The sequence below is a fragment of the Nocardioides ferulae genome, from assembly GCF_003660455.1.
In the GTDB taxonomy this organism is placed as follows: domain Bacteria; phylum Actinomycetota; class Actinomycetes; order Propionibacteriales; family Nocardioidaceae; genus Nocardioides; species Nocardioides ferulae.
The window spans coordinates 101,700-116,061 of sequence record NZ_QZVR01000020.1 but is presented as its reverse complement, the minus strand read 5'-3'; the positions used below and the strand labels follow the sequence as shown (position 1 = coordinate 116,061).

Genomic DNA, 14,362 nt, shown 5'->3' with positions numbered 1-14,362 from the left:
CCCCGTGCAGAGGGAAGGAACTCAGAAGTCGTGTCTCACCTCAGCCTGACGCACAGGGGCTCGGCGAGCGCTACGACGCGGCGATGACACCGATCGCCGGCCCTGATTGGCTCGAGAAGTTGCGGCAAGTACGCCACGCACAACATCCGGACCTCCCGATGTACAAGAAGCCGCTGAACCTGCGCGACCCGCAGTTCGGCGTCAACGAGCCCTTGCGCAACCAGGACTCCCCGCTGCGGCAATGCCTGCCGCAGATGACTCTGGAGTTCTACGACGCTTTCAAGCGCGTGCCGCAGCTCCGAAATCGTGAGCAGCACTTCGATGAGCTGCCGTCGCTTGAACGGCTCCGCAAGGACGCAAACCTGATCGGCAAGGTTGCCGGGGACATCGGTCTGCCGATGGCCGAGGCGTGCCAGGACCTCCTGACTAGGGTCGAACACCTCATGTCGGGCGAGCCAGTAGGGCCCGACCTCGACGCGGATCTGACAGCGCAGATGGTGGAGTACCAAGGGGCGGCGAAAGCGCTTGCGGCCGAGGTCGCTGAGCTCCGGGTTCGCCAGCGCTCGCTCAAGGAGGCGGTCAACCTCGATGCAGCGGCGAAGGCCCAGTTGGCGGACCAGCTCGAGCAGGCCGAGTTGGCTCGGGCGTTGGCTGAGGACAAGCTGGCCGAGGCGCAAGCGGCGCTCGAGATCCAGTCCGTCGTTGCCCGGAAAGCCCAGACCGCAGTCGAGGGTGTTGCCCCGGGCGACCCGTGGCCCGCGGCTCCGCCTGCCAGGGCGATCCGGCTCCTCGTCCACGTCCAGGACCTCTACGACCCTGCCGCCCGTGACCTGTTGTCGAGCGAGGTCGGGGAGGTGGCTCCCCGTGCCGCCCGGCGCTGGCGGCAACGGCTGCCGCACGGCGGCACCGTCCAGCTGACCGAGGCCGGTCAGGCCGTCGCGCTGATCGAGGGAGTGTGGACCTACCTAGGCTCCCTGGACGACGACTGACTACGCCGCTGGGAGGTGACCGCGGGCGTTGAGAGCGGCGGTCTTCGCGGCCTGCCACGACCCGAAGTGGTTGCGGATCGTCTGACCGCTCGGGCGGTCGGCGTGGCCGCGCGACCACTGGTCGTAGTCGGCGAAGGCGCCGGTGGCACCGGGGGAGTCGAAGTAGGCGATGAGGTTGTCGACCATCGTCCCGGCGGTCCAGCGGCGGGTGTAGGACCGTCGCGCCTGACCGCAGGTCACGCCGGCGGCCTCGCACGCCGCCTTCCATGAGCCGAACCGCTGGAGAACTCGGATCCCGCTCGGGCCACCGTGGGCGGCGACGTACTCGTCGTACGCCGTCTTGGTCAGCGGGCCGGAGGCCAGCGCTGCGGCTGCGGAGAGCACCTCGATGATGTCGGCGTCGCTGTAGCGCCGGGCGAGGCCCTGGTGGAACGGCCGGACGAAGAGCCGACCCGCGTCGCTCCCCAGTGCCTGGCGGATCCGCTGCGCGCTGAGGCCGAGTGCCTCCGAGGCCTCCTCGATCGTGCGCGCGGGGTTGTGCCGCACCCACTCCCGGATGAGGTCGCCGTCGAATGCCAGCGCCTCGACCTCGGCCTCGGCGCGGGCCGCGCGTCGGGTGGTCTTGTCGATGCCGGCCTTCTTGATGATCTGGCGGACCCGCTCGCGCGTCATGCCGAAGAGGTCGCCGATCTCCTGGTAGGTCAGGGAGCCGTCGCACGCGAGCGTGACGATGTGGCGGTTGCGGTCGATGGTCGTGGTGGTGGGCAAGGGTGCCTCCGGTGTGAGAAGTGGTTGTCCGAGTTGGTGCGGCGGTCTGCTGTGCGGCGAGCCCGAGTTCGCCGCACAGCACAACGCCGCTATGCGGCCGGGTGGGGGAGAGCGCGCTGGTCAGCCACCCAGCGCTCGATGGTGCGGACGTTGACGGCGTAGCGCGCAGCCAGGTCCTCGTGCGGGACCTGGGCGGCAACCGCCGCCCTGAGGTCGTCCGCCGCACGGCGGTCCTCGATGCGCAGCAGGGCGGTGCCGCCCCGGGCGGTGCGGCGCTCCTCGGGCGTCAGACCACCCCACACGCCGTGGGACTCGTTGGGCAGCGCGTAGGCCAGGCAGATCGCCTGCACCGGGCAGCGCCCGCAGACGGCGGCAGCCTCAGCGTAGGTGTCCTCCTCGAAGAAGACGTCACCGACGCGGGCGTCGGCGCACGCGCCGTCGACGGCGAGGATCGGCGGCACGGTCTCCTGCGGCGGTGTCGCCGGGCCAGGCAGTGCGGGAGGGCGCCCCATCAGGCGACGCTCCGCAGGACGCGGATCCGCAGGACGTCGCGGTCGGAGAGCCGACCGAGCGTCTTGATGGTGGCGTGGCGGTCGAGCACCGTCGTCTGGTCGGTGCGGACTCGCGACGCCTTGCTGAGGCCCGCCGCCTCGAGGTCGAGCACCTCGATCGCGGCGTAGGCCCGCCGCGACGACGTCACCGGCATCAGCGTGACCGACTGGCCCTGTCGAGCGACGACCACCGCGGGCCGCGCCTTGCGCCCGGTCTCGTCGGGGTAGGGGAAGTCGACGAGCACGACCGCGCCGGGCTTGAGGAAGCGGCACGCGACGTGCGAGACGCCCATGATGTCGTGGTTGCGCTCGACGTCGCGAGTCTCGCTGCAGGCGATGCGGTGCCGGCGGACACCGCAGTTGCGGCGGTACTTGTCGGAGCCGTGGGCCCGGTCGGTCTTCTTCAAGGGGATCTTCCTTCCCGGTTAGGTCGCTCGGCGCTGCTATCGTTGATGCCGATGGATGAGTTTCAGATGTTAGCTCAGGTCTCTGACAGAACCTTCTCGGTTACCTCTGCAGAGAAGCGTAGCATAGCCGCACGTCGCGATGCAGCGTTTCTCGGAAAGTTGTCGTCATGACCCGTACAGCACTCGTCCCCGAGGCCTTGGGCGAGGCGATCCAGCGGCGCCGCGAGGCCGTCGGCTACTCCCGCCCTGATCTCGCCAAGGCCGCCGTCGTGTCGTACCCGTACCTCTACGAAATCGAGCGGGGGAAGAAGGTCCCGTCCGCTGAAGCGCTGGAGAAGATCGCGGGCGCGTTGGAGATCGAGCCATGGCGACTTGAGGAGGACGCCCGCGAGCTGGCAGCTGCCCAAGGCTTGGAAGCTCCGGTTGCCAAACCTGTCGTCGGCTCGGCGATGCCGCAGGGCGACGACGAGGACGCCTTCCGCGGCCGGGTCGACCGGCTGACCGCCGACGTCATGAGCAGGGTGGAGCCCATCGTCCGTGACGCCATCATCCGCGCGATCCAGGAGTCGCGTTGACACTCGCCACCCGGGGCTTTGAGCTCGTTGGATGGCAGCGGCGTGCGGTCGAGGCATGGGGTCAAGGGGACGGAGTCGCGCCTTGTCGCGGGACCATCGAGGTCGTCACGGGCGGCGGCAAGACCCTCATCGCGCTGACCTGCATGGCCAGGGTCGCTGCGGTCGAGCCGGCGGCACGCTTCGCGATCGTCGTACCGACGCAGGCGCTCGCGCGGCAGTGGCGAGAGGTGCTCGTTGATCGGACATCGCTCCAGCGTTCCGAGATAGGGCTGCTCGGCGCTGGGCAGAAGGAGGGGCTGTTCGGCCACCGGGTGCTGATCGCCGTGCTCAACAGTGCCGCCAAGAGCCTCCCTGAGCTTGCGCGCGAGGTGAAGCCGCTGATGCTGATCGTTGATGAGTGCCACAGGGCGGGGGCGCCTGTTTTCAGCAAGGTGCTCGACACGCCCGCATCCTTCAGGCTCGGCCTCTCGGCGACGCCAGACCGCGAAGAGGTCGACGAGCACGGCGAGCCGATCGCGTTCGACGAGCAGGTTGTGGGACGCAAGCTAGGCAAGGTCGTCTTCCGGTTCGGGCTCAAGGAGGCGCGGGCGGAAGGTTGGCTGCCCGAGTACACGCTGCATCATCACGCGGTTGCTCTCACGCCCGAGGAGCAGGCCCGTTACGACAAGCTGAGCCGGGAGGTCGACGACGCAGCGGACGAGCTGCAGGGCCTCGGCGGTGATCAGAACCGTGCCCGTATCTTGAGCCGGCGCACTGACGAACTCGGATCCGCGGCCAAGCGGTGGGTCACAATCACGGGGCGGCGCAAGGATCTCCTTTACCGGGCATCAGAACGGGAACGGGTGACCGCCCGACTTGTGTCCGACCTCTTCGCCGGCAGGGCGACGCATCCTCGGGCGATCCTCTTCCATGAGCGAGTCGCCGAAGCGGCTGAGCTTCGCGACGGGCTCGCCCGCGCGCTTCCGGGCATCCGTGTCGCGCTGGAGCATTCCAAGCTGAGCGAGTCCTCTCGCCGTCGCGCATTGGCCGATTTTGCGTCCGGCGAGGCCCCAGTCCTGGTCTCCGTGAAGTCGCTCATCGAGGGGATCGACGTGCCTGCTGCCGATACGGGCATCTCGGTCGCGTCCACGGCATCCGTGCGCCAGCGTGTCCAGGCGCTCGGTCGGGTTCTCAGACGGTCGGTCGACCACGAGGGCGTCGCGAAGAGATCCGAGATGCACCTGATCTACGTCGGCGACACCGTGGATGACCTCATCTACGCAAAGACCGACTGGTCCGACCTGACCGGCGCGGACGCCAATCGCTACTACGCCTGGGAGCTCGGGTCCACCACGCCCAAGGAGCTCCCAGACCCGCCCCGAACGCCGCTTCCGACCGAGTCCCAGGCTTGGCAGCTGCTGGGCGAGCACCTCGACGGACCCGTCGAGTGGCCTGGCGCCTTCATCGGCCAGGAGTACTCCGTCTCCACCGAGGGCGTCGTCCACAATGCCTTCCGCCGTCTGATTGCGAACCCCCAAGGCGTGGGGGAGATGGTTGCCTCCGTGCGGGAGAAGCCAGGCGGGCGCTTCCGGGTGACGCCCGAGCACCGGCTCGTTCTCGTGTGGCAGACCGGCAAGGACGCACGAGGAAAGCCGTGGCTCGTCGGGCAGCTAGAGGAACCGTTCGAGGTTGCCGCCGAGGTAACAGCCGACGAGGCTCCCCGCGGTGAGGACCTTGAGCTTCGGCCCGGAGCTGCATATCTAGGTCCTTCGGACCGCGACGGCGGCACGTTCCGGTTGTCTCAGAAGGGCGGAGGTCAGATCGAACGGACGGTCAAGGGAGGCAAGGAGTTCGCGCTGATGACAGGCGGGTCGACCAAGACAGAGGCAGCGCAACGCGTCGTGGAGGAGTGGAAGCGGCTCGGGCTCCCGACTTCGCGGTTTTACGTCAACTCGCGCGGCCACGCGTGGTACGAATCCGGCGGTGAACGCCGGTTCTTGGCTGATGTCGGCCCAGGATTCGACTGGCCGACCGACGAAGGAGAACGCCCATGACCGCCGATGAGCTGCGCCGATACACCGGCAACTCGCCACTGCGTGTCAGCAAGGACGCCAAGTACACCGTCACCGTCGGGGGTGCCATCCGACTCGAGTACCAGGAAAGCCAGCGGGTCAGGTGGATGCTCACCTCCGACGACCACCCCGACCTGGCGGAGATGGTCAACGTCGTGAAGGAGCAGGTCAACGACGGACGTCGGGGCGGCGCCTTCTACATCAACGAGTTCAAGCACGTGCTGGTGCCCGATGGCAAGGGCGGAAGCTGCTACTGGGCGGGTCGTTACGACGACAAGCCGCTCGTCTTCGAAGAGGGATCGCTGACGGTCACCCCCGCCGCGCCGCCCGATCTCACCCCGGGTGACCTCTGGCCAGGTCCGCACGTGGGCATCCCCTATGTGCTGAACGCAGGTGCCACCGACATCCGATACGAGAAGGTCGACGGCCGGCGACGCGAGACGGTCTACCTCTCCGATGACGTCGGTGCTTCCGCTGCGCGAGACATCGCCGGGCGCCTCGGCAAGGTCAAGGGCACCCAGGGCGGCCGGATCTTCATCAACGAGGAGTACGAGATCTTCGCGCCGGTCGGAGTGGCCGGTGACTGGCAGTACATCTACCTCGGTCCGCTCGGGGAGAGCCCGTGGTTCCTCCCGCCGGAGGAGTTCGAGTAGCTCCGGGTCGCTGGCCCGTCAGAGGTCGTCGGTCGGCTCGGATGTCCGGACGGTGAAGCCACCGTCCGGCCAGCCCTCCCACAAGACGTCTACCTCGGCGCCGCAGTCATCGCACTCGTCGGGGTAGTCCTGGGTGCAGGAGATCGACCCGACGCCGCCCCACTCCGGGCACTACCAGTCGATCCGCGTTGAGCAGAGCGTCGTCGATGCCGATTTCCTCGTTGGAGGTCAACTCCTCGATGCGCTTGGCGATCTCGGCGAAGACCTCGTCGTCGATGTCTACGATCGTGTTGCGCTCGGTCTCGAACCGACGTCGCCTGCGCAGTTCGCCGACCGCTTCCTGCGCTCCGAGCGCCCACAGGCGCGAGACGAACTCGAGCTGCCAGTTGACGACCAGGCGCTCCCCGTCGTCGCCGGCGATTCCTCGATAGCCGATGTAGAAGGTCTCGTCATCGTCTTCGAGGTCCAGGCGGCCGAAGGCGACCGGGTCGTCCGCAGCCCCGAGCTGATCGAGCTGCGCCTGGGCGCCCTTGCGCACGCCGCGCACAGCTGCCTTCGGGCCGGCGGCGTACTTCGGTGCGTCCTTCAGTGCCTGCCGCGATCGCTCGCGCGCATCCTGCGCGATGTCAAAGTACTTCTGCTCCTCGGCGATCTCCAGCGTCCGGTCCATGCCCATACCTCTCTTGGTGCGGTTGGCGACGCTATCTGTGGCGCCCGCCACATCGCTTCAGAATGTCTGAGGATTCGAGAGATCTGCCGACTTGGAAGGTGTCGCTCCAAGGCCTCTTCGACGAAGTAGAGGCGGCGCTCGACGGAGCCGAGTGAGGCCGCGACCGGCGCGGGGCCGAGATTCGAGTCGCGTCGCGTCTAGGCACCGAAAACCGCAGCAAGAATCGCCTCGTCGGGTCACATCCCAGCAAGAGGTGCGGGCCAGCGTCAACGTCGCGAGCGGTGTTCGCGCAGGTCAGCGCTCGAATGCTCAAAGAGCAGCAAGAGCTGGGCCAACGACGCTCGCTCGCGCCGGATGTCCAGAGGTCGCAGGTTCAAATCCTGCCCCCGCTACGAAGAAAGTCCAGGTCAGCCCATGGTTGACCTGGACTTTCGCTTTGGGGGCGAGATGCGATCCCATCGTTTACCCATCACATTGACAGGTGCGCAGCGCGTCCCAGTCGGACGCCGGCGCCGTCGGTTCCGGTCGCTTCGGGCTCGCTCGGCAGCGGTCGCACACCTGATGGGCATGAACACTCAGGAACTGGGGCTGGAGCCCTTGATCGGGGTCGAGGAACTCGCTGAGTACCTCGGTGTCCCCGTGCAGACGATCTACGACTGGCGGCTGTCCGGCCGGGCGCCGCGAGCCTTCAAGCTCGGCAAGCACCTGCGATTCGCGGCCAGTGACATCGCGGAGTGGCTGGAGGAGCGGCACGAGGGTGGCTCTCATGAGTAGGCCTCGCATCCCCATCGGCGGCTACGGCGAGATCGCCTTCATCCAGAGGGAGAAGTACAAGGTCGAGGCCCGCACCCGCTTCCGCGACTGGGATGGGCAGACGCGACTCGTGCAGGCCACCGCGCCTTCGAGGCCGGCCGCCGAGGTTGCATTGAAGCGGCGATTGGCGGAGCGCAACGCGTTCCAACCGGTCGACACGACGTTGACGCCGGACAGCCCGTTCCCGGCGCTGGTGGAGTACTGGCTGGCCGACCTCGACCTGGAGAACAGGATCGCCCCGGCAACCCGGTTCAACTACGAGCGCGACATGAACCGGCTCGTGCTCCCGGCCTTCCGCGGCTACGCGCTGCGCGAGATCGGGGTCGCCCGCTGCGATGCACTGCTCAAGGAGCTCGGCAAGCAGTCGTACGCCCGCTCCAAGCGGGCCAAGACCGTGCTCCGCCTCGCGTTCGGACTCGCGGTCCGCCACGAGGTGATCCACCGCAACCCGATCGACGGCGTCGCGCGGCTACACAAGCCGAAGCGCACACCGACCGCGCTGACTGCGACCGAGGTCAATGCGATCCGTGCCGTGATCAAGGTGTGGGAGCAGTCTCGTGGCACGTCCGGTCCGAACCCGGACGGGCAGCTCGGCCAGATTGTCGAGGTCATGCTCGGCACCTCGGCCCGGATCGGCGAGGTGCTCGCGATCCGTCGCCGCGACCTGGACCTGACGACGACTCCGGCGACGCTGCGGATCTGCGGCACGGTGATCTCCGAGCGCGGTGTCGGGACCTACCGTCAGGAGCATCCGAAGACCGACCGCTCCAATCGGGTGATCGCGCTGCCTACCTTCACCGCCGAGGCGCTGCGCCGGCGAATGGCGGTCATGCGGGACCACTCGCTCGACGGGCTGGTGTTCTGCAGCCGTGAGCGAACACCGCTGACAACCGCGAACGTGCGCCGTCAGCTCCGCAAGGTTCTGGGCGACGCCGGCATCGAAGGCGTCACGCCGCACACGTTCCGCCGCACGGTCGCCACCGTGGTGAACGAACAGGCGAGCCTCAACCTCGCGTCGGAGCTGCTAGGCCACACCGACCCGAAGGTGACGATCGAGCACTACATCCGGCGCAACGAGCACGTGAACCCGCTGACCGCCGAGCTCCTGGACGCGGCCTTCGCCCGCCCGGACGACGGGAGCGCCACGCCATGACAACTGCGGCAGTAGTATCACGGTTTCGTTACACTTCTTCCATGCCCAGGAGAGCGTTGGCACGTGACGAGCTGTGGGACATCGCGACCGCGCAGCACGGATTCGTGACCGCTCAGCAGGCCACTGAGATCGGGATCGACAAGCACGCGCTCCAAATGCTCGTCCACCGAGGCACGCTCGAGCGGGCCGCCCACGGCGTCTACCGGTTCCCGCGGTATCCGCTCGCCGAGCACGACAACCTGATGCTGGCGGTCCTGTGGACCAGGGTGCCCGAAGCCGCGTTGTCGCACGAGACAGCTCTGGACGTGTACGGCATCAGCGACGTGAACCCGAACCGCATCCATGTCGCCGTCGGTAAGCAGCGTCGCTTCCGCCGAACGGGCGGCGACGACTACCTCGTGCACTACGAGGACCTTGCTCCGGCGCAGATCGGCTGGTGGCAGGAGATCCCTACCGTCACTCCGGCGACCGCCGTCGCCCAATGCCTGGCGTACGGGACGCCGACGTACCTGCTGCGCCAGGCGATCGAACGCGGCTACGCGCAGGGCTACCTCACGGCGACCGAGCGGGACGAGCTCACCAATACGCTGGAGGCACGCCATGAGCGATGAGAGCCGCGCTTCGCGGCCCGCGGCGCGGGACGTACTCCGCCTCGACACGGCAGAACGAACTCGTCGGTTGTCGCCGATCGGTGAGAGGATCCTGTGCATGGCCGACTCGATGCTCGATCGCGCGATCTACTCCTACCCGGACGTAGATCGTCTTGTCGGCCTGCACTCGGGCACCGCGAAGCGCTGGCTTGAGGGCTATGAGCGAGGTGGCAGGTTCTATGACCCCGTCCTGCGCCCCGAGCCGACCGGTGGCGACGTCGTCACCTGGGGCGAGATGGTCGAGGCTCGGCTGCTCGCCGAGTTCCGTAGCCGCTCGGTGCCAGTCCAGCGGCTCCGGCCGGCGATCGTGCAGCTCCGTCAGGAGTTCGGTCGCTATCCGCTCGCCCACGCGCGCCCGCTTCTCGACGTTGACGGCAGGGAGCTCGTCCGGGTCGTCCAGGAGCAGGTCGGTCTCGAGCGCCAGCTTCAGCTCGTAGTTGTCCGCAATGGCCAGCTCGTGCTTGCCGAGTCGGCGGAGCGCTTCAGCTCGGCAGTGGAGTACATCGACGATGTCGTCGGGCGCATCAAGCCAGACATACGAACCCCAGACGTGGTCATGGACCCAAGTCGCGCGTTCGGCCAGCCGGCCGTGCGTAACGTGCGCACTGAGTCTCTCGCCGAGGACTATCGAGCTGGCACCAGTCGTGAGGAGCTCGCGGACCTCTACGACCTCACTCCGGATCAGGTCGATGAGGCGATTCGCTTCGAGTTGATCGCCGGGAGCGAGCGCGCGGCCTGATGGCGGAGAGCCCCGGGCCGGTGTACTTCACCGACGAGAACACCCTGGGCCTCGGCAAGCTTCTCCGGCGAAGTGGCCGGGACGACGTGCTCTACCCGGGGCATGAGCATCTTCCGGAAGTGCCCCTCGGAACGCTGGACCTCGACTGGATGCCGATCGTGGCTGAGCGCGACCTGATCGTGGTCACGCGAGACAGGCGCATCCGGACGCGACCGGCCGAGCTCCGCGCCTACCGTGAGCACGGGATCCGATCGGTCTGGATCGGGGCCAAGCAGGATCTGGGGCCGCCCGCACAGGTTGAGTTGTTCCTCAAGCACGAGTCCCGGTTGCAGCGAGAGATCACCAAGCGCGGGCAGGGACCATGGGCTCTGGCGATGAGCCCTTCGGGAGTACGGCCGCTCAAGCTCCGCGGGATTTATTAGCGAGCGGCGCAGCTCAGGGCAGTCCCGCCCGGTCGAACTCCTGCTGCAACCGCGGGCGACGCCGATGGATCTCGCGCAGGTCCGCGATCAGGTCGTTGACCTCCGCCGACTTCTCGGACCCGGCACTGAGCTTCCGCATCTTGGCCAGTCTCCGCGCTGCCAGCCGGTAGTGCTGGGCGCCGGCCTCGACCAGCTCGTTCTCGACGAGCCGCTGGTGGATCGGCAGCGTGGCGATCGGGTCGATCCTCTCGTACGCCTTCACCAGCTCGCTCCACGTGTGGTCGCTGTCGAGCGCCAGCGAGTGCGCGAGGTTCCACGCGAACTCCGGCTCCTTCAAGGTGAGCAGTGCGAACAGGACCGCGTCCCGCGGACTCGCTGCGAGAGTCGCCACGACCTCGTCGCGATAGGCCGGCCAGGACTTGCCCGCCGCCTTGTGCAGCCGCGCCGCCGAGGTCGACGAGGGCCACTTGCGGAACACCGAGAGCCGCGCGTCGAGCGCCTCGGCCGGCCGATGCGCCTCCAGCAGCCCGCACCAATAGTCCGCCGCCTTGAGCGACTGGTGCCCACGGTCGAAGTCGGTCGCCTGCTTCGCCCAGTCGATGGCGAGATCGATCTCACCGATCTCCTCGAGCGCCTCGGCGGTGTCCTCCAGCCACGCCGCGACCTTCCTGTCCTTGGCATGGGTGCGGATGATGGCGTCGATGTCGTGGTCGAAGACCGCGAGCCTCTGGGCATTCCAGTCCAGGGTGAACCATTCATGGGAGTGGCCGGACTGCCACCGATCGGCGGGCCGCGGGCCGAGCTTCGCCTCGACTTCGGCCAGCCGCTTCCGGTACGACGCCATGCCGACCTCGCCGAGGGCCGGCGCGTACGCCATCGGGTCGAGCTCGAAGTAGTCGACCTCGTCGTCATCGAACTGGAACTTCATCATCCAGTCGATCAGCTTCCCGACCGGCGTCCCGGCCGCGGCAGCCGCCCGCGGGTGCAGTTCCAACAACCGACGACAGGCGTCTCCGATGATGCCCGCGGAATCGTCCGCACGCGCGATCACCTTCAGCGACGACGCGAGCGCCTTGTGAGTAACCGCGTAGATCTCGGCCGGATCTGTCGTCGGGATCGCGGCCTCCAGGATGTCGACAGCCTCGTGCATGTCTCGGCCGTGCGCGTTGGCGGCGCTGTATCGGTAGAGGTCGGACCGCGTGCGGATCAGCGGCAGTACGGCGTCGGCCAGGGTGCTCACGCCCACCATTCTCTCGTCCGCCCGTCGTCCACCCTCGCCTCCCGCATCTTCATGCTCAACCTCGTCCTGCTCGTCTCCTCCCTCATCGTCTTCTTCCTGACTCCCATGACCTCCGCCCGTCCCGTTCCCGCCGCCTCCTGATTTCCTTCCACATACAGACCGCGTAACGAGACGTGTCTCAGCCTGCTTGACATCTTCCGAGGTCCGCGGGGAGGGCCCGCGACCAACTGAGGGTGCCTTGTCGATGGCCCGATCGGGCCGACTCCGTTAGTCTGACCGCGGTGGTTCGCCACCAACGCGCTTCCACGTGGAGAGCCACGTGAATCATCGCGGAGAGGCCTGACAGCTCAGGACATGTCCGGATGGGGTGCGGCGCACCGATGCGCCGACTTCATCGCACCGGTGCACCGACATCGGCTGACGAGAGGACATGACATGTCGTCGAAGGACGAGAAGAACCTGACGCAGGTGACCGACAAGATCGCCAAGATGGACGAGCCGGCGCGCTCGACGATGCAGCGCGTGCACGAGGTCATCATGGCCGCGGCGCCTTCGCTCAAGCCACGCATCTGGTACGGGATGCCGGCCTATGCGAAGTCGGCGAGCACGCCCGCGTTGATCACGCTGCGCAACAACGAGCGGTTGAACCTGGCGATCACCGAGAAGGCCGCGTTCCGGGCCGCAGGCGGAGCGGACGGCCAGCTGATGCCGGCCGCGTGGTACTTCGAGTCGGTGGACGACGTCACCGAGAGCCGCATCGCGGAGATCGTCCGCTCGGTGGTCGACGACGCTGAACCCAGCTGACGTCCACGCGCCCCGGTCAGGGAGTGCCCGAGCGGGGGAGCCGTGCGTTGTCCAACGCGGCCTCGCCGATGCCGGGCCCCAGAGGCAGGCCCGGCACGGCCCGGCAGGATGGCCGCATGACGCGTGAGGATCTTCCGGGGAGTCTCGAGCGCGATCCGCGACGGCTGCGTCGCGTCGTCGCGATCGTCGCGCTGCTGAACTTCGGCTACTTCTTCGTGGAGTTCGCGGTCGCCCTCGTCGCCGGCTCGGTGGCCCTGCTGGCCGACAGCGTCGACTTCCTGGAGGACACCGCCGTCAACCTGTTGATCCTGGTCGCCCTGGGCTGGCCACTGGCCAAGCGGGCCATGATCGGCAAGGCGATGGCGCTGGTGATCCTGGGGCCCGCCACGTTGGCGGCCGTCGAGGCGGTGCAGCGATTCACCGACCCCACCGCCCCCGACGTAGCACCGATCGTCTGGGCCTCGCTCGGCGCGATCGCGGTCAACGGCACGAGCGCGTGGCTGCTGGTCCGGGTGCGCCACCACGGGGGATCGCTGAGCCGGGCGGCGTTCCTCTCCGCCCGCAACGACGTGCTCGTCAACGTGGCGATCATCGTCATGGCGCTGGTCACCGCGGCCACCGGATCGGGGTGGCCCGACCTGGTCCTGGGCACCCTGATCATCCTGCTCGCGCTGCACGCGGCCCGGGAGGTCTGGGAGGTGAGCGAGGAGGAGCGGCTCGCGGCCAAGGCTCTCGCCGGCGAGTCGATCGACTGAGCGCAGCCTCCCGGCGCGGGACCCGGTTCAGACTCCGGCGCATCGGGCACCGGCCAGAGACCGGAACCACGAGAGACGAGGAGCCACCATGAGCACCTATCGCGTCGGATACTTCGTCGGCAGCCTGTCGTCGACCTCCATCAACCGCACCCTCAGCAAGGCGCTGATCAAGCTCGCCCCCGACGATCTCGAGTTCACCGAGCTCCCGATCGGGAACCTGCCGCTCTACAGCCCCGACCACGACAGCGCCTACCCGCCCGAGGCGCAGGCGCTCAAGGACACGCTGGCATCCTGTGACGCGGTCCTCTTCGTCACCCCGGAGTACAACCGGTCGATCCCCGGCGCACTGAAGAACGCGATCGACTGGGCCTCACGACCGTGGGGGCAGAACTCCTTCGACCACATGCCCGCCGCGGTGATCGGTGCCTCGATCGGGCAGATCGGCACCGCCGTGGCGCAGCAGAGCCTGCGGGCGGTGCTGAGCTTCTGCAACGCGCGGCAGATGACCGCGCCCGAGGCCTACATCCACTTCCGTCCCGAGGTCTTCGCCGAGTCCGGCGACGTCACCGACGACGAGACCGCGACGTTCCTGCGCGGCTTCATGCAGGAGTTCCGCACCCACGTCGAGCGGGTGCTCACGGTCATCCCGCGCAACTGACCGGCCGAGGAGCAGGTCAGCCGGGGGCCCGCGAGTCAGCCCTGCTGGGCCGAGCTCTCTCCGGTCTCGGAGCCGGTGTCGTCGGGCTGGCCGTCGCCGTCGTAGTCGGGCGCCTGGCCCGAGGACCCGTCGTCCTCGCCCTGCCCGTCCATCTGCCCGCCCATCGGCCCACCCCGCTCGCCGGGTGCGCCGAAGCGGTCGAAGGGCGGCGTCTGCTGGGTCGGGTCCGCCTGGCCGGCGTCCCGGTCGGCGACGGCGTACCCGGCCCCGAAGCCCAGGCCGCCGATCGCCAGGCTGCCGGCCACGATGCCGGCGGCGATCGCCCGCCGCCCGCGCAGGGCCAACCGTCGCCAGCCACGCGGCCGATCGGCGGAGCTAGGGGTGGTCTCTGCGCCGGTCTCGGTGGCGGTCGTCTCGTCGTGGTGCGTGCTCATGCTCGTTCCTTCGTGGTGGAGGTTGCGGGT

At 68.2% G+C, this 14,362-nt stretch carries 18 protein-coding genes; 12 read left to right on the top strand and 6 right to left on the bottom strand.

The annotated features are described in order from the left end of the window. Positions 1 to 989: hypothetical protein (locus D6B71_RS18450; protein ID WP_206051847.1), on the top strand; the 989-nt coding region annotated here is incomplete at its 5' end. On the opposite strand, the gene D6B71_RS18445 is transcribed toward D6B71_RS18450, so the two are convergent. From D6B71_RS18445 to D6B71_RS18435, 3 genes are all read right to left on the bottom strand, one after another. Continuing rightward, positions 990 to 1,757, bottom strand: a complete 768-nt coding sequence (locus D6B71_RS18445; protein ID WP_164519736.1) for a sigma factor-like helix-turn-helix DNA-binding protein — start codon at positions 1,755 to 1,757, stop codon at positions 990 to 992. 89 nt (positions 1,758 to 1,846) lie between these two features. Further along, on the bottom strand, positions 1,847 to 2,269 hold the full coding sequence (locus tag D6B71_RS18440) for a WhiB family transcriptional regulator (protein ID WP_121257785.1): 423 nt from the start codon (positions 2,267 to 2,269) through the stop codon (positions 1,847 to 1,849). Next, on the bottom strand, positions 2,269 to 2,715 hold the full coding sequence (locus D6B71_RS18435; RefSeq protein ID WP_121257783.1) for a type II toxin-antitoxin system PemK/MazF family toxin: 447 nt from the start codon (positions 2,713 to 2,715) through the stop codon (positions 2,269 to 2,271). Before D6B71_RS18435 ends, D6B71_RS18440 begins: the two co-directional genes overlap by 1 nt. A 167-nt stretch (positions 2,716 to 2,882) precedes the next feature. On the opposite strand from D6B71_RS18435, the gene D6B71_RS18430 reads away from it, so the two are divergent. The 3 genes from D6B71_RS18430 to D6B71_RS18420 are packed head-to-tail and all read left to right on the top strand — an operon-like array spanning position 2,883 to position 5,994. Next, complete coding sequence (locus tag D6B71_RS18430; RefSeq protein ID WP_121257781.1) at positions 2,883 to 3,290, top strand: helix-turn-helix domain-containing protein; 408 nt, start codon at positions 2,883 to 2,885, stop codon at positions 3,288 to 3,290. Then, positions 3,287 to 5,323 carry a DEAD/DEAH box helicase gene (locus D6B71_RS18425; protein WP_121257779.1) on the top strand — a complete coding sequence of 679 codons (2,037 nt, stop codon included), beginning with the start codon at positions 3,287 to 3,289 and terminating at the stop codon, positions 5,321 to 5,323. Before D6B71_RS18430 ends, D6B71_RS18425 begins: the two co-directional genes overlap by 4 nt. Further along, complete coding sequence (locus D6B71_RS18420; RefSeq protein ID WP_121257777.1) at positions 5,320 to 5,994, top strand: hypothetical protein; 675 nt, start codon at positions 5,320 to 5,322, stop codon at positions 5,992 to 5,994. The genes D6B71_RS18425 and D6B71_RS18420 overlap by 4 nt, the downstream gene beginning before the upstream one ends. Before the next feature lie 106 nt (positions 5,995 to 6,100). Here D6B71_RS18420 and D6B71_RS18415 read toward each other — a convergent pair whose 3' ends face one another. Continuing rightward, complete coding sequence (locus D6B71_RS18415; RefSeq protein WP_121257775.1) at positions 6,101 to 6,664, bottom strand: hypothetical protein; 564 nt, start codon at positions 6,662 to 6,664, stop codon at positions 6,101 to 6,103. 567 nt (positions 6,665 to 7,231) lie between these two features. Here D6B71_RS18415 and D6B71_RS18410 point away from each other — a divergent pair. The 5 genes from D6B71_RS18410 to D6B71_RS18390 all read left to right on the top strand — a co-directional run bounded on the left by D6B71_RS18410 (position 7,232) and on the right by D6B71_RS18390 (position 10,441). Beyond that, positions 7,232 to 7,438 carry a helix-turn-helix transcriptional regulator gene (locus tag D6B71_RS18410; RefSeq protein ID WP_121257824.1) on the top strand — a complete coding sequence of 69 codons (207 nt, stop codon included), beginning with the start codon at positions 7,232 to 7,234 and terminating at the stop codon, positions 7,436 to 7,438. Continuing rightward, complete coding sequence (locus D6B71_RS18405; RefSeq protein ID WP_121257773.1) at positions 7,431 to 8,630, top strand: tyrosine-type recombinase/integrase; 1,200 nt, start codon at positions 7,431 to 7,433, stop codon at positions 8,628 to 8,630. Before D6B71_RS18410 ends, D6B71_RS18405 begins: the two co-directional genes overlap by 8 nt. 41 nt (positions 8,631 to 8,671) lie before the next feature. Next, the gene (locus D6B71_RS18400) at positions 8,672 to 9,241 is read left to right on the top strand and encodes a type IV toxin-antitoxin system AbiEi family antitoxin domain-containing protein (protein ID WP_121257771.1); all 570 of its coding nucleotides are present in this window, start codon (positions 8,672 to 8,674) and stop codon (positions 9,239 to 9,241) included. Between the two features lie 97 nt (positions 9,242 to 9,338). Further along, the gene (locus D6B71_RS18395) at positions 9,339 to 10,019 is read left to right on the top strand and encodes a DUF433 domain-containing protein (protein WP_164519735.1); all 681 of its coding nucleotides are present in this window, start codon (positions 9,339 to 9,341) and stop codon (positions 10,017 to 10,019) included. A 20-nt stretch (positions 10,020 to 10,039) separates the two neighbouring features. Continuing rightward, the gene (locus D6B71_RS18390; RefSeq protein ID WP_126688316.1) at positions 10,040 to 10,441 is read left to right on the top strand and encodes a PIN-like domain-containing protein; all 402 of its coding nucleotides are present in this window, start codon (positions 10,040 to 10,042) and stop codon (positions 10,439 to 10,441) included. 13 nt (positions 10,442 to 10,454) lie between these two features. Here D6B71_RS18390 and D6B71_RS18385 read toward each other — a convergent pair whose 3' ends face one another. Then, positions 10,455 to 11,690, bottom strand: coding sequence for a DUF6880 family protein (locus D6B71_RS18385; RefSeq protein WP_121257765.1), 1,236 nt, complete (start codon positions 11,688 to 11,690; stop codon positions 10,455 to 10,457). A 426-nt stretch (positions 11,691 to 12,116) separates the two neighbouring features. Here D6B71_RS18385 and D6B71_RS18380 point away from each other — a divergent pair, with 426 nt between their 5' ends. The 3 genes from D6B71_RS18380 to D6B71_RS18370 all read left to right on the top strand — a co-directional run bounded on the left by D6B71_RS18380 (position 12,117) and on the right by D6B71_RS18370 (position 13,898). Further along, positions 12,117 to 12,485, top strand: a complete 369-nt coding sequence (locus tag D6B71_RS18380) for a DUF1801 domain-containing protein (protein ID WP_121257763.1) — start codon at positions 12,117 to 12,119, stop codon at positions 12,483 to 12,485. Between the two features lie 116 nt (positions 12,486 to 12,601). Continuing rightward, entirely contained in the window at positions 12,602 to 13,240 is a 639-nt protein-coding gene (locus tag D6B71_RS18375) for a cation efflux transmembrane domain-containing protein (protein WP_121257761.1), read from the top strand. Between the two features lie 88 nt (positions 13,241 to 13,328). Beyond that, a complete protein-coding gene (locus D6B71_RS18370; protein WP_121257759.1) occupies positions 13,329 to 13,898 on the top strand; it encodes an NADPH-dependent FMN reductase in 570 nt (189 codons plus the stop codon). A gap of 35 nt (positions 13,899 to 13,933) precedes the next feature. Here the strand turns inward: D6B71_RS18370 and D6B71_RS18365 are convergent, their stop codons facing one another. Next, positions 13,934 to 14,332 (bottom strand): hypothetical protein, encoded by a 399-nt coding sequence (locus D6B71_RS18365; protein WP_121257757.1) that lies wholly within the window; start codon positions 14,330 to 14,332, stop codon positions 13,934 to 13,936. Positions 14,333 to 14,362 lie beyond the last annotated feature (30 nt).